The organism is Altericista sp. CCNU0014, from assembly GCF_044923475.1.
Taxonomy (GTDB): Bacteria; Cyanobacteriota; Cyanobacteriia; order Thermosynechococcales; family Thermosynechococcaceae; genus JAAURS01.
Genome location: NZ_CP137338.1, coordinates 3,322,795 through 3,336,525 on the forward strand (window position 1 = coordinate 3,322,795; position 13,731 = coordinate 3,336,525).

General features: G+C 54.0%; 12 protein-coding genes. 9 read left to right on the forward strand and 3 right to left on the reverse strand.

Annotated features, from left to right (window positions below):
* The first annotated feature begins 2 nt into the window (after positions 1-2).
* The 3 genes from R6H26_RS15970 to rpoD all read left to right on the forward strand — a co-directional run bounded on the left by R6H26_RS15970 (position 3) and on the right by rpoD (position 4,700).
* The gene (locus tag R6H26_RS15970) at positions 3-1,475 is read left to right on the forward strand and encodes a TldD/PmbA family protein (protein ID WP_404783672.1); all 1,473 of its coding nucleotides are present in this window, start codon (positions 3-5) and stop codon (positions 1,473-1,475) included.
* Positions 1,476-1,712: 237 nt separating this feature from the next.
* Complete coding sequence (locus R6H26_RS15975) at positions 1,713-3,221, forward strand: sensor histidine kinase (protein ID WP_404783674.1); 1,509 nt, start codon at positions 1,713-1,715, stop codon at positions 3,219-3,221.
* A 339-nt stretch (positions 3,222-3,560) separates the two neighbouring features.
* Positions 3,561-4,700 carry an RNA polymerase sigma factor RpoD gene (gene rpoD / locus R6H26_RS15980; RefSeq protein WP_404783676.1) on the forward strand — a complete coding sequence of 380 codons (1,140 nt, stop codon included), beginning with the start codon at positions 3,561-3,563 and terminating at the stop codon, positions 4,698-4,700.
* 412 nt (positions 4,701-5,112) lie between these two features.
* Here the strand turns inward: rpoD and R6H26_RS15985 are convergent, their stop codons facing one another.
* Together R6H26_RS15985 and R6H26_RS15990 are read right to left on the reverse strand one after the other, a co-directional pair.
* Positions 5,113-5,337, reverse strand: coding sequence for a hypothetical protein (locus R6H26_RS15985; RefSeq protein ID WP_404783678.1), 225 nt, complete (start codon positions 5,335-5,337; stop codon positions 5,113-5,115).
* A gap of 205 nt (positions 5,338-5,542) precedes the next feature.
* Complete coding sequence (locus tag R6H26_RS15990) at positions 5,543-5,746, reverse strand: hypothetical protein (protein WP_404783680.1); 204 nt, start codon at positions 5,744-5,746, stop codon at positions 5,543-5,545.
* A 281-nt stretch (positions 5,747-6,027) separates the two neighbouring features.
* Here R6H26_RS15990 and R6H26_RS15995 point away from each other — a divergent pair, with 281 nt between their 5' ends.
* The 4 genes from R6H26_RS15995 to R6H26_RS16010 all read left to right on the forward strand — a co-directional run bounded on the left by R6H26_RS15995 (position 6,028) and on the right by R6H26_RS16010 (position 10,764).
* Positions 6,028-7,509, forward strand: a complete 1,482-nt coding sequence (locus tag R6H26_RS15995) for a TM0106 family RecB-like putative nuclease (RefSeq protein ID WP_404783681.1) — start codon at positions 6,028-6,030, stop codon at positions 7,507-7,509.
* Positions 7,510-7,572: 63 nt separating this feature from the next.
* Positions 7,573-8,343 carry an RNA methyltransferase gene (locus R6H26_RS16000; protein ID WP_404783683.1) on the forward strand — a complete coding sequence of 257 codons (771 nt, stop codon included), beginning with the start codon at positions 7,573-7,575 and terminating at the stop codon, positions 8,341-8,343.
* A 60-nt stretch (positions 8,344-8,403) separates the two neighbouring features.
* The gene (locus tag R6H26_RS16005; protein WP_404783684.1) at positions 8,404-9,453 is read left to right on the forward strand and encodes a hypothetical protein; all 1,050 of its coding nucleotides are present in this window, start codon (positions 8,404-8,406) and stop codon (positions 9,451-9,453) included.
* A gap of 141 nt (positions 9,454-9,594) precedes the next feature.
* Positions 9,595-10,764, forward strand: coding sequence for a sugar phosphate nucleotidyltransferase (locus R6H26_RS16010; protein ID WP_404783686.1), 1,170 nt, complete (start codon positions 9,595-9,597; stop codon positions 10,762-10,764).
* 27 nt (positions 10,765-10,791) lie between these two features.
* On the opposite strand, the gene R6H26_RS16015 is transcribed toward R6H26_RS16010, so the two are convergent.
* Positions 10,792-11,370, reverse strand: a complete 579-nt coding sequence (locus R6H26_RS16015; protein ID WP_404783688.1) for a hypothetical protein — start codon at positions 11,368-11,370, stop codon at positions 10,792-10,794.
* Between the two features lie 205 nt (positions 11,371-11,575).
* Here R6H26_RS16015 and chlG point away from each other — a divergent pair, with 205 nt between their 5' ends.
* Together chlG and tgt are read left to right on the forward strand one after the other, a co-directional pair.
* Positions 11,576-12,601, forward strand: coding sequence for a chlorophyll synthase ChlG (gene chlG, locus R6H26_RS16020; RefSeq protein WP_404783689.1), 1,026 nt, complete (start codon positions 11,576-11,578; stop codon positions 12,599-12,601).
* Entirely contained in the window at positions 12,598-13,710 is a 1,113-nt protein-coding gene (tgt, locus tag R6H26_RS16025; protein ID WP_404783690.1) for a tRNA guanosine(34) transglycosylase Tgt, read from the forward strand. The genes chlG and tgt overlap by 4 nt, the downstream gene beginning before the upstream one ends.
* The last annotated feature ends 21 nt before the right edge of the window (positions 13,711-13,731 follow it).

A 13,731-nucleotide genomic window follows, 5' to 3' on the forward strand; every position in this document is an offset into this window, starting at 1 on the left:
GCATGTCTCCAAGTGCCGCACTGCTCTCCAAAGAACTTCCCACGCTAGACTACACCGTCAGTCGCGATCGCTTCGACGAAAGCTGGCGGCGTCCTCTCTCTACCTTATTGGGTCTAGGTCGAGCCGCAGGGGCTGACCTCATCGAATTTTTCCTAGAGCGCGTCAACTACATCAGCGCCCAAGCCGAAGACGACGCCATCACCAGCCTATCGCCCCGTTTAGCCACCGGTGCGGGCGTGCGGGTCTTTGTAGGAAGTACAGACTGCTACGTCAGCACCAATGACTTAAGCTTTAACGGACTCAAGCGATCGCTCGAAAAAGCCTTATCCATCATGGGCCTCACCCTCCCTGGCCCCAGCGCCTTCGTGCCAGACATCAACCTAGAACTCCTGCGCGACTACGCCACCGCCCGCAATAAAGAGAGTTGGCTCGCAAGTTGCAGCCCTATGCAAGAAATGAGCGAAGTGTTGCTCGCCGCCAACGCCAGCCTGCTCCAAAAAGCCCAGCACGTCCAATCCCGCAAAGCCGTCTATTTCCGCGACTGGCAAGAAGTCCTAGTGGCCGCCAGCGACGGCGTCTTTGCCCGCGATATTCGTCTCACCCAGTCCGTCGGCTACAACCTGCTGTGCGAAGAAAATGGCGATCGCGCCTCCATTGGCAAGCGCGTTGGCGCAACCTACGCCCCCGACTTCCTCAGAACCTGGGACTTTGCCATCGACGCCGAAGAAGTGGCCCATTCCGCCACCCAGATGATTCACGCCGAATTTATCGAATCCGGCACTTACCCCGTCGTCATGGCCAACGAATTTGGCGGCGTCATCTTCCACGAAGCCTGCGGGCACCTGCTCGAAACTACCCAGATCGAGCGCAAAACCACCCCCTTCGCCGACAAAAAAGGCGAAAAAATCGCCCACCAAAACCTAACCGCTTGGGACGAAGGTCTTACCGACAACGCCTTCGGCACCATCGACATGGACGACGAAGGCATGCCCGCCCAGCGCACCCTGCTGATCGAAAACGGAATCCTGAAAAACTTCCTGAGCGATCGCGCCGGGGCCATCCGCACGGGCAACCCCCGCACGGGCAGCGGTCGGCGACAAAGTTATGCCTATGCCGCCGCCAGCCGGATGAGAAACACCTACATCGCCCCCGGCAGCTACACCACCGATGAGATCTTCGCTTCTATTGAAAAAGGAATTTACTGCAAAAAAATGGGCGGCGGCAGCGTCGGTCCCACCGGGCAGTTCAACTTCGCCGTCGATGAAGCCTACCTGATCGAAAACGGCAAAGTCACCAAACCGCTCAAGGGCGCAACCCTAATCGGCGAAGCCACCGAAATCATGAACAAGATTTCCATGTCTTCCAAAGACCTAGGCTTAGCAGCCGGATTTTGCGGCTCTGTCAGCGGTAGCATCTACGTCACCGTCGGCCAGCCCCATATCAAAGTAGACTCCATCACCGTCGGCGGGCGATAGCTTCTTCTCTCCCATGTCGAACCCATGTCGAACTTGCAGGGGTTTCAGTATTGCGCTGAAACCCCTGCGGTCGATTTGGAACGCTCGGACACGCAGAGCGCAACCCTCTCTTCCTAGCTTTCCCCATCCTTACTCAGCTAAAACTTATCTAGCAATTAGACCTGCATCATTCTAAAAGACGCAAATTCGTCTACAACCTTAAGTAAAGGCCCACTTATTGAGAGCTAGAGCCAATCAATGCGGTCGTCTCCTTCCGGCCAAACTCAACCCATCCCCAACAGACTGGCGTCGATATTGGCAAAACCGCGATCGCTTCAGTTCACCCTAACCTTACGCATTGCAGCCATCATCACCGTAGGACTCAGCACCGTCACTCTTTGGACCTGTTGGAAAACCCAAGACATTCTCCTCGACAGTTACAAGCAGTCCCTTCAAGAAACCGCCCATCGCATTGAAGAAGACGTCACCCTGTACCGAGAAATGCTGCCCTTAACCGAGAGCATCCAAAAAGCCCTCAAAAACCGCGCGGCCAACAATCTTTGGATCGGCGTCAAGCGTCAGGACGAGACTCTGCTGGTCAAAGAGCCGCTGGACCAGCAAACACCACGTCTCGATTCAGTGCTGTTTCAACAACTCATCGATCGCGTTTCTAGCGGCAAACTGCCTCAAACCTACGAACTTCAGGGCCATCACTTCATTGCCTGCTCGAGTCCATTTATTGTGAACCAGATGCCGATCGGCACGCTGTACCTCGTCCACGATATGACCGAGGACCAAGCCAAATTCAATCGGCTGGCCCACAGCCTCATCGGGGCAAACTTGACCGCTCTCGTCCTGCTCGTTTTGCTCGTCGCCTACGAAGCTCGGCGGTTGCTGCTCCCGCTGCGCCGCGTCAGCCAGATGACTCAAGCGCTTTCCGTCAACGATCTCGGCGAGAAGCAAATTGAGGTTCCCCCCCACGCACCCCAAGAAGTGCAAGAACTCGTTAAAACCTTTAACATGCTGCTGCATCGATTATCAGAGGCTTGGCAGCAGCAGGGGGCTGCCGCCGAGCAGCAGCGGCAATTTGTCAGCAATGTCTCCCACGAACTGCGAACGCCCCTCACCATTGTGCGAGGGTACTTAGACAGCGTGCTCCGCCGAGGCCAAACCCTCACGGATTCGCAACAGGACGCCCTCAGCATTGCATCGGCAGAAACAGACCACACTATTCGAATCTTGAAAGACTTGCTGGATCTCGCCCGTGCCGATGACGGGTACATGACCTACAAACCCGAACTGTTTGTCCTCAACGATACGGTCGCAGATGTCATCAAACTGGCAGAGCAGGTCAACCACCGACAAGTGGTCCTAGAAGCGTCAGAATTAGTCCCCGTCTATGCCGACCCTCACCGTCTCAAACAGGTGCTGGTCAACCTGGTGGAAAATTCCATCAAGTATTCAGACCCCGATACTCCCGTCACAATTCAACTGGAGCAGCAACAGCGGCAGGCTCTGATTCGCGTCTGCGATCGCGGCTTTGGCATTCCCCTCAAGCACCAGTCCCGCATCTTCGAGCGGTTTTATCGCATAGACGAAGCGCGCAACCGCAGCGGCGGCACCGGACTCGGCTTAGCCCTCGTGAAAACCTTTGTCGAAGGCATGGGCGGCACGGTCACCGTTCGCTCGACACCCAATGAAGGCAGTACCTTTACCGTGGCATTGCCGACAACACCCTCGGCAGATAAATTAGGACTGAAACCGTGACATTACTTAAGCTAACTTAACGTTTGTCCGTTGTTGAGATGCATGTTCGTAAAAGACTGCGCCATAATATCCATGAAACATCGCAATCTTACGGCCAAAATCTGTAAGAGAGGCTACAATCGATCACGTCAAGGGTAAAGCTAGTCAGTGCTTTGCTTTATGATTATTTTTTAAGCAGATGGTGCATCTTCTCTGTACGCATTTAATTTGTTTAGAAAGTATTAGCCCCTTGTTCGAACGACTTTTTGCTGATTGGTCTCCATTCAAAGCAGAGCCATTAAGCCCCTTTGTCCATGAAAACTTCTCCTTTTATTTAGCAGGGAGTACGAGGAATCCGGCATGACCCAAGCCAATAATGTATTAGAGTCTATCCAAGCACCCCCCAGCGAGTTAGAGACTTTGCTATTGGGTGAAGTTGCTGAAGATGACGGCGACGACGAAGACTTTCAGCCGGACGATGCCGATACGGAAGAAGATGAGAAGGCTGAAAAGGCGAAGGGCGCTCGCCGTCGCGGTCAGGCCAAGAAGAAGCACTACACGGAAGACTCTATTCGTCTGTACCTACAGGAAATTGGCCGCATTCGGCTATTACGCGCCGATGAAGAGATCGAGCTGGCCCGAAAGATTGCGGATTTGCTCTCCCTAGAACGCATCTACGATGATTTGGTCGAGAAGCTAGATCGAGAGCCTCTGGATGCGGAATGGGGCGAAGCCGTCGGGATGACGCTGCATCCGTTCCGCCATCGCCTCCACGTCGGACGGCGCGCCAAGGACAAGATGGTGCAGTCTAATCTACGGCTGGTGGTATCGATCGCCAAGAAATACATGAATCGAGGTCTCTCGTTCCAAGATCTGATTCAGGAGGGCAGTTTGGGCCTGATCCGCGCCGCCGAAAAATTCGACCACGAAAAGGGCTATAAGTTTTCGACCTATGCCACTTGGTGGATTCGTCAGGCCATTACGCGGGCGATCGCCGACCAGTCTCGCACTATTCGGCTACCCGTTCACCTGTACGAAACCATCTCTCGGATCAAGAAGACCACCAAGCTGCTCTCGCAAGAAATGGGTCGCAAGCCGACGGAAGAAGAAATTGCTACCCGCATGGAAATGACGATTGAAAAGCTGCGGTTTATTGCCAAATCAGCTCAGCTTCCGATTTCGCTAGAAACGCCGATCGGGAAAGAAGAAGACTCGCGTTTGGGCGACTTCATCGAATCTGACGGTGAAACCCCCGAGGATCAGGTCTCCAAAAACCTGCTGCGGGAAGATTTAGAGAGCGTGCTAGACACCCTAAGCCCCCGCGAACGCGATGTCTTGAAACTACGCTACGGCTTAGATGATGGTCGAATGAAGACCTTAGAAGAAATCGGCCAAATTTTCAACGTAACCCGCGAGCGAATCCGGCAAATTGAGGCCAAAGCCCTTCGCAAACTGCGCCACCCCAACCGGAATAGCGTTTTAAAAGAATACATTCGCTAAAAACATATTCGCTCAACGGCTTTCCTTTGGAAAAGGAAAGCTGTTGAAAATAGCCTAAAGCCCTAAAACAAGCCCCTCAAGAATGAAACTTCTTGAGGGGCTTGTTTGTAGCAGTCGAGAATCTCGGGTCAATATACAGTTGGCTGGGCATTGCTTGGGTTCGGTCGGGCACCTTAAAGCTGTAGGGGTACGTATTGGCCTGCATCTGAAACGAGCAGAGAAAATACGGCGGGCCAGATCGATCGAATTACGGGCAGGGTATGAGACCTGTTTGAAAGTTCTTTAAGAGAGCAAAACGGCTAGAATCGAAGCGCAAGCGAATTTCGTCGGGAACGATCGAACGCAAGGACTGATGCAGTTAAAGGTTTTTAGCAATTCAGGCTGAGCGTCGAGCATTTTTTGCAAACGCAACCTACTGGTAGGCCGGGCTTCTTTCCTCTGCCAGCTCTCGAATTAAGGGCAGGCGTCCAGAAATATAGGTGCTCAAGTGTTGAGTCTCTTCAGTGTTCAATACGTTTTGTCGCTGAAACTGTCCGGTCAGCCAGCCCACAAGCGTTGCGTCATCTAGGTTTAGGAGCGTAGTGGTCTGCGTCTCTTCGATGAAAGCCCAAAACTGATGGAGGATGGTTGGAGGCATAGGAAAACACTCTTAAGATTTTCTTTATGTTTGAGGCATCTCTACTCTATATCTATGCCACGGGGTTGTGGGGGAAGATGATACAAAAGTTACAAAAAGCTTACGGTTCTCCATTTTCATGGAGAAGCTTCATTTAATAGGGCCGTTTTGTGCTAGAGTAACACTCCAAAAAAGAATTGAAAGGGTTTAGGTGGAATCTCTGCGGTTAGCGAACCATGTCGCGAATGAGAGCCAAGCGATCGCCTAGGTAGCAGCGAACGGCCTGGGCTTCGGTGCGGGTGAGGGCGTGTCGGTTCTGAAACTGATGCAGCAGTTGCTGAACTAAATCTGCGTCATTCAGTTCGAGAATGACTGGCGTTTGGGTTTCTTCGACGACGGACCAAAGTCGGCGCAATATGCATGAATTCATACTTGAGAGTCTAAATACCGAGAGAATCGACAACTGTTGAGAGGATTCCCCCGCTTTCTAGGGCATCGTTCAGTTCTTAACCAAGAAAAACAAATTGCGATCGCTCAATTGCGATCGTTCAATCGATCGCGGGCAACATGGCCCAGTCTGCTTCGACGGGCTTTGCAATGGTACAAGCTTTGCGAGTCGAGCAAGCGGTGGATTGCATCTTATCGCGGCAATTTTACTCGGAAAATGGAATGTTTTGTTAAGATGCCTACAGGTTCTGTGCGCGATTCAGCATGCTGCTCACCGATCGATTGCTGTTAAATTTCCAGCGCTGTCATCGACAAGCCTTTCTTGAGATGTACGGTGAAGCAAGCGTTCGCGGTCAAGTTAACGATTTTTTATTGAAGCTTGCCCAAGATAAACAGCGTTTTCAAGAAAGCCTAACCTTCGAACAGACCGTGGCCCAACCGGACTATCCGCGCTCCGACTGGGAAGCTGGGGGACTCGCAACCTTAGACCTCATGCGTCAAGGCGTGCCAGTCATCCGAAATGGCGTCGTGATGAGTCCTAGGACGGACCAATATAGCTTTGCGAGCACCCCAGATTTGTTGATACGCAGGTCTGGGGTTTCTGTATTTGGGGATTGGTTTTACGTGCCGGTGGACGTGAAGCTGAGCAAACGACCGAAGCTGGAGTATCAGATTCTAAGCGCCTTTGGTGCCGACGTTCTAGCAGCAGTGCAGCAGGTACTGCCCGAGGTCGCTTGGCTTTACCTCAAAGATAAGGGCTGGTATGCCGTCGATTTATCTAAGGTGATGGCTCAAATGGAGGCGCTGCGCTCCGAACTGCTGGAGATGCTGCTTTCTCGTCAGGAGCCAGAGGTGTTTATTGCGCGCAATCGGTGCAGCATGTGCGTCTGGTTCGATCACTGCTACGCGATCGCCCAATCTGAAAATCATCTGTCGCTTTTGCCCGGCGTCACCCCCACGCGCTACCCAGTCCTCCAGTCCCACCGTTTGAATACTGCCGAAATCTTGGCCCAAACCGATCCGCTGTACCTTCACGCCAAGACGGGGTTGGGACATGAAATCTCTAGCAAACTGGTGTCTCAGGCCCAATCGTTCGTGTACCAACAGCCCGTCCTGCTCCATAGCGCGCGTACCTTCAAAGCATTCGACGCGCTTCCCACTGCATCCATCGAGCTGTACTTCGATATCGAAGCCGAGCCGGGACTCGATCTGGTCTATCTCCATGGCATCCTCGTCGTCGATCGCCAGCGCGATCTCCAGCAGTTTTATCCTTTCCTGGCCAGACAGCCCGAGGAAGAAGCCCAGGCTTGGCAAGACTTAGTGTGCCTGTTCCAGCGCTATCCCGAAGCGCCTATTTTTCACTTTTGCGCCTATGAAGTGCAGACTGTGGCTCGATTGGCCAAGCTTTACGGCGCGCCGGACGGTTTGATCCAATCCCTACTGCCGCGCTTTGTAGATCTCCACGAATGGGTGACCCGCACAGTGGTATTGCCCATTGAAAGCTATACCCTCAAATTGATTGCGCGATGGCTGGGCTTTGAATGGCGCAATGGTGCGGCCAACGGCGCGCAGGCCATTTGCTGGTATAGCGAATGGCTTGCAACGGGCAACGAAGTGCTATTGGACGATATCGTGCGGTACAACGAAGACGACTGTCTGGCCACCTACCACGTCAAAGAATGGCTGACTCAGTTTCTACAACAGCAAATTGAATTAGACCTGCGACCGATAGCCAGCGGCTATTAGCCGTTTGGGATGGCCTCGATCGCGATAAGATCGACCCGCAGACAAGCTTGACAGCAAGGGTTTATGGGCGCAGGACTGCACCGCATTCGCATTGTTTTAGTGGAACCCGCAGGGCCGCTGAATATTGGCTCTACGGCCCGCGTCATGAAAAATATGGGGTTGCGGAACCTGGTTTTAGTCAATCCTCACTGCGATCCGTTGGGCGATGAAGCGCGACAGATGGCAGTTCATGCCGCCGACGTTCTAGAAGCTGCCCGGCAGGTCGAAACGCTATCGCAGGCGCTAAAAGGATGCTTTAGGGCGATCGCCACTACGGCCAGACCTCGGGATGCGGCACCAGCTGTGCCCTTAGAGTCCCCGCGTTCGGCCTTGCCCTGGCTGTTAGAGATGCCCTCTGCCCTGATCTTCGGGCCTGAAGATCGGGGGTTGTCCAACGCCGAATTGAACTACGCGCAACGCTTTATCACGATTCCCAGCTCCTCGGACTATCCGTCTTTGAATTTGGCCCAGGCAGTGGCGGTCTGCTGCTACGAGCTTTACCAGAGCGTACAAAGCCCCGCTGCTGCTTCGCCCCCTCCGCTTCTCGCCCCAGCGGAAGCAGATCTTGCTCCCCTGGATGCCATTGAGCGCTATGTAACCCATCTATCGTCGGTTTTGCTTGAGATCGGCTATCTCTATCCCCATACCGCGCCCAGTCGGATGCAAAAATTTCGGCAGATGGCCCTGCGATCGCAGCTTTCCTCGTCGGAACTAGCCTTACTGCGAGGCATCCTGCGCCAAGTCGAGTGGGCAACCCATCAGAAAACTCCTGCAGAACTCGAAAAAACCGACTGAACAAAAGCTAGGATAGGGGATGACAAACCCGTACGCGTTTTGCAGTAACCATAGGTTCAAATGACCCGGAGCAAACTGTCAGATCTCGAAAAGCAAGAAATTGTCGCCTGCTTCGAGCAACAACAGGATACTATCCCTGGCTTAGCAGAACGCTATCAAGTCAGTTCTTCTACTATTCGCCGCCTGCTGAAGCAGTTTGCCTCAGACGCGTCTGCCCCTCAAGTGGGTGCTGAGGACACACCTGTTTCAAACCCTCCCGTCGTTGAGACGGTCCCCGAACCCATCGCTTCGGGAAAAGTCATTGCGTTAGATAAAAAGCCTAAGCTCATCCCCAAACTTTCTCTGTCGGCGGATCGATCTCAGCAGCAAGATCCTGCGGGCAGCCTAGAGACCGATGAGGCCGAACCTCGTTCCGTTGCGCCTCCAACCCTGAGAGCACTTCGAGAGGACATTAAAGAAAGTCGAGAGTTGACGAGCGATCGCCGCCGGAGGCGCATTGCTCCAGAGGACGATTTTCGCGAGATCGACGCGATCCGCACGCCGGAAGCACCCACCGAAACAGCTGGCGTAGAAAGCGCCATCGCACCGCCGCACCTTCGCTCTATCTCGCCACCCCAAGAAGAAATGAGTGCCATTCTAGAAGACTTGGGTTCCAGCCTGACGTCTTCTTTTGCAAACGCTGCATCCGAGGAGGATGACGATGAGGACGACGCGTTTGATGACGAGGACTACGATTCAGACGAGGACGATCCGGAAGGCTTTTCGTTGGAGGGGTCAGCCCTAAAGCTTCAGTCCGAAGCGCTGCTCGAGGTTATGCCCTTTGCGCAGGCGGTACTGCCCAAAATTTGTTATCTAGTGGTGGATCGCACGGCAGAGCTCGTGACTCGACCGCTCAAAGATTTTGGCGAACTGGGGCAAATCCCGGCCCATGAAATTCAGTCCTGCACGCTGCCCGTTTTTGATAACCATCGCATTGCCCGTCGATTTTCCCACCGGACTCAGCGCATCATCAAAGTCCCCAACGGCAATATGCTGCGCTCCGCCAGCATGCAGCTCTCGGCTAAAGGAATCACCCGTCTGTTGATCGACGGGCGGATTTACGCGCTGTAGTCAGATTGTGCCGACAATACTTCGGGGTTAAACTAAAACGAGTAAACTACGATCGCATCAATACTCGGTCTACGTTATTTTGCCTCAGCTGAGCTTCTATCCTGCCCGTTCTTTATATACTTAAGAGATTTATAAGCGCCTATGAAAGCCATGATTTTAGCGGCTGGGAAGGGAACTCGCGTTCGCCCAATTACCTATACGACGCCCAAGCCGATGATCCCGATCCTCCAAAAGCCAGTGATGGAGTTTTTGGTGGAGCTGCTCAGACATCATGGTTTCGATCAAATTATGGTTAATGTCAGCCATTTAGCTGAAGAAATCGAAAACTATTTTCGAGATGGGCAGCGATTTGGTGTCGAGATTGCCTATTCCTTTGAAGGTCGCATCGAAAACGGGCAGTTGGTCGGGGAGGCCATCGGTTCGGCGGGTGGGATGCGTCGAATTCAAGATTTTTCGCCGTTTTTTGACGATACCTTCGTGGTGCTGTGCGGCGACGCGCTGATCGATCTAGACCTGACGGCAGCGCTGGAGTGGCATCGCAAAAAAGGGGCGATCGCCACGGTGGTCATGAAGACCGTCGACCCCAGCGAAGTATCCAGCTACGGCGTCGTAGTAACCGACGAAGACGGACGGATTAAGGCTTTCCAGGAAAAGCCCGAAGTCGAAGCGGCGTTAAGCAACAATATCAACACCGGGATCTATATTTTTGAGCCGGAAGTTCTCGACTACATTCCCTCTGGCTGCATGTTCGACATTGGCGGCGATTTATTTCCGAAGCTCGTGGAAATGGGAGCGCCGTTCTACGGCATTCCCATGGAGTTTCAATGGGTGGATATTGGCCGCGTGCCGGACTACTGGCACGCCATTCGCAGCGTGCTGCTGGGAGAGGTTAAGAATGTATCCATTCCAGGTCGGGAGGTTGCCCCTGGTATCTATACGGGTCTCAACGTTTCGGTGAATTGGGATAAGGTAGACATTCAGGGTCCCGTCTATATTGGCGGGATGACCCGCATTGAGGATGGCGCTCGGATTATCGGCCCTTCCATGATCGGTCCTAACTGCTATATTTGCGGCGGTGCGACGGTGGACAACAGCGTGATTTTCGAATATTCGCGATTGGGTGCCAACGTGCGTTTGGTGGACAAGCTGGTGTTCGGTCGCTATTGCGTGGACAAAACAGGGGCTGCCATCGACGTCCGCGCTGCTGCCCTAGATTGGCTGATTACGGATGCCCGTCAAGATGGGTGGAATAGTTTGGACGTTCCTCTAGAAGAAATGGTACCCACGCCTGAAGGGTCGGCGGTTGGATGAGCGCGGGAATGATTCTTCCCTACGGCGCTAGTCTGGGAGGGCGGTGCCCGTTCTGGGGTCGCTGATGAACAGCCCCAGGGTAAGCGATCGCATCACCTCATCCCATACGGGCGTCAGTTTTTCGGCTTCATCGGCCCAAAAGTCGAAGGTAATCAGACATTGGACGTTAGATCCGAGTCCGATACAGATCCGCGAGAACGCCTCTCGATGTTCTTCGGGATCCATAAATTTGATTTCGATCCAAACAATGCGGGCGGTTTGTCGGGGGACCGTGACGACTTCCCCCACTTCAATCACGTCGCGCTCGTCGTCTTCGGCAATTTTCTTGAGGGTGCGCTTGAGGGGAAATAAAGTCCAGTCGGCGGGCGGCAGCAGGTTAAAGGACACTTCGAGGCGGCAGTTATCGTTGGGCGGGGACGCATCTAAAAACCGAAAAGATTTGTCGTCTGGTTCGAACACCCAGTCTTGAGGCACGTCGAAGCGCACGGCCCCGCGACCTGCCACAAACACTTTATAGCCTGCGTTCGACTGCCACCGATGATCGGGACTGAGTTCGAGGGTCTCTTTGATCCACTTTAGGCCGTTGCTCTTTTTGCGCTTTGCCATGGAACCTGGATTTGCGATCGCTGTTCTTCACTTTATCGTAGTTGAGGAAGGGGGCGGCGGGGTACGGGAGCGTGCCTGCCGCTAGCATGACCCCGTAGAAAACTCGCCATAAAGTCAAATTCCCCTTGGAAAGTCGGCCAGAACTTGGCAGAATGAGTGAAAGCTACAGGCGCAATGTTCCAAACGGTCTCTCACCGCAACTGCTATGACGCATTCCGATACTCCGATTCCTCCCACAGACCAGGCTGAGGCTTTAGACGCGCTCGATAGTGCCGAAGCGGGCAGCACGACGCGCCAACTTTTAGGCATGAAGGGAGCCAAGTCGGGTGAAACCAACATCTGGAAAATTCGCCTCCAGCTCATGAAGCCGATTACCTGGATTCCGCTGATTTGGGGCGTTGTCTGCGGAGCGGCTTCTTCGGGACATTTCACCTGGAGCCTCGAAAATACGCTGATTTCTGCGGCCTGCATGCTCATGTCCGGGCCGCTGCTGGCAGGATATACCCAAACCATTAACGAGTACTACGACCGCGAGATCGATGCGGTTAACGAACCCTATCGACCCATTCCGTCCGGGGCCATTCCTCTGTCCCAGGTCATCGTCCAAATTTGGGTGTTGCTGGTTGCTGGGTTAGGGGTTGCCTATGCCCTGGATGTCTGGGCGGGGCACGAGTTCCCAATTTTGCTGGCTTTGGCCGTGTTCGGCTCTTTTGTGTCCTACATCTATTCGGCACCGCCCCTGAAGCTGAAGCAAAATGGGTGGGCGGGCAGCTATGCCTTGGGGGCCAGCTACATCGCGCTGCCTTGGTGGGCGGGGCAGGCTTTATTCGGGACGTTAACCCCCACCATCGTGGTACTGACGCTGTTCTATAGTTTGGCGGGTTTGGGCATTGCGATTGTGAACGACTTCAAGAGCGTCGAGGGCGATCGCCAATTTGGCCTCCAGTCCATGCCCGTGATGTTTGGCGTCCAAAAAGCGGCCTGGATCTGCGTGTTGATGATTGATGTGTTCCAAGTCGCGATGGGGGCTTATCTGATCTATATCCACGAAAATCTGTACGCCACTATTTTGCTGCTGCTGGTGATTCCCCAAATTACGTTCCAGGATATGTACTTCCTGCGGGATCCGCTCAAAAATGACGTGAAGTATCAAGCCAGCGCCCAGCCCTTTTTGGTCTTGGGGATGTTGGTGGCTGGATTGGCCTTAGGCCATCATGTAGGCCTCGAATGAATCATCCTTTTACCTTTGAATGCCAAACCTGCTGCCCCCACACCAAAGCGCGAACCGGAGTATTTCATACGCCCCACGGCATCGTAGAAACACCCCGCTTCATGCCCGTCGGCACCCTCGCTAACGTCAAAACCGTAACGCCTGCCCAGCTTGCCGAAACGGGGGCGCAGATGGTGCTGGCCAATACCTATCACCTCCACCTTCAGCCCGGCGAGGCGATCGTGCAAAAGGCGGGCGGGTTGCACCAGTTTATGAACTGGAAAGGCCCCATTCTCACCGATTCTGGTGGGTTTCAGGTCTTCAGCCTCAGCGAACTGCGCGAAATTAACGATGAGGGCGTCACCTTTCGATCGCCGCGCGACGGGCATTTCATCCACCTCACGCCAGAAAAGTCCGTCGAAATTCAGAATGCGTTAGGGGCTGATGTCATCATGGCCTTTGACGAGTGCGCGCCCTACCCTGCCAGCTACGATGCGGTCAAAACAGCGCTCCATCGCACCACACACTGGCTGGAACGCTGCGTGAAGGCCCACCAGCGGCCCGACCAAGCGCTGTTTGGGATCGTCCAGGGCGGGGTGTACCTAGACCTGCGGCAGCTCTCCGCCCGATCGACGATCGAGTTCGACCTGCCGGGTTACGCCATCGGCGGGGTGAGCGTGGGCGAACCGCCCGAACTGATCCAAAAAATTGTGGAGGCCACCACGCCGTTGCTGCCGTTTGACAAACCGCGCTACCTGATGGGAGTGGGCACCTATCGGGAAATGGTCCAGGCAATCGCCGCTGGGATGGATCTCTTCGATTGCGTGATTCCAACGCGATTGGCCCGTCATGCCAATGCCCTCGTGGGGGGCGAGCGGTTGAACCTCCGCAATCAGAAATTCCGGGAAGACTTTACGCCCCTAGACGCCACCTGTCCCTGCTATACCTGCCGGAGTTTTACCAGGGCCTATCTGAGCCATTTGCTCAGGTCGCGAGAGCTGCTGGGTTACACCCTCCTGAGCATCCACAACATCACCGAGCTGGTTCGCTTTACTCAGCGCATTCGGGCCTCCATACAGGCAGGTTCTTTTGGAGAAGATTTTGGCCGATGGCTAACCCTATCTAGCTGATGTTTCCAAAATTTGCGATCG

Excerpts from the sequence above, each read along its gene's own strand:
- R6H26_RS15985 (WP_404783678.1), bottom strand. The coding sequence starts at position 5,337 with ATGCCTCCAACCATCCTCCATCAGTTTTGGGCTTTCATCGAAGAGACG.
- R6H26_RS15970 (WP_404783672.1), top strand. The coding sequence starts at position 3 with ATGTCTCCAAGTGCCGCACTGCTCTCCAAAGAACTTCCCACGCTAGAC.
- R6H26_RS15995 (WP_404783681.1), top strand. The coding sequence starts at position 6,028 with ATGCTGCTCACCGATCGATTGCTGTTAAATTTCCAGCGCTGTCATCGA.
- R6H26_RS15975 (WP_404783674.1), top strand. The coding sequence starts at position 1,713 with ATGCGGTCGTCTCCTTCCGGCCAAACTCAACCCATCCCCAACAGACTG.
- R6H26_RS16000 (WP_404783683.1), top strand. The coding sequence starts at position 7,573 with ATGGGCGCAGGACTGCACCGCATTCGCATTGTTTTAGTGGAACCCGCA.
- R6H26_RS16005 (WP_404783684.1), top strand. The coding sequence starts at position 8,404 with ATGACCCGGAGCAAACTGTCAGATCTCGAAAAGCAAGAAATTGTCGCC.
- chlG (WP_404783689.1), top strand. The coding sequence starts at position 11,576 with ATGACGCATTCCGATACTCCGATTCCTCCCACAGACCAGGCTGAGGCT.
- R6H26_RS16015 (WP_404783688.1), bottom strand. The coding sequence starts at position 11,370 with ATGGCAAAGCGCAAAAAGAGCAACGGCCTAAAGTGGATCAAAGAGACC.
- tgt (WP_404783690.1), top strand. The coding sequence starts at position 12,598 with ATGAATCATCCTTTTACCTTTGAATGCCAAACCTGCTGCCCCCACACC.
- rpoD (WP_404783676.1), top strand. The coding sequence starts at position 3,561 with ATGACCCAAGCCAATAATGTATTAGAGTCTATCCAAGCACCCCCCAGC.
- R6H26_RS15990 (WP_404783680.1), bottom strand. The coding sequence starts at position 5,746 with ATGAATTCATGCATATTGCGCCGACTTTGGTCCGTCGTCGAAGAAACC.
- R6H26_RS16010 (WP_404783686.1), top strand. The coding sequence starts at position 9,595 with ATGAAAGCCATGATTTTAGCGGCTGGGAAGGGAACTCGCGTTCGCCCA.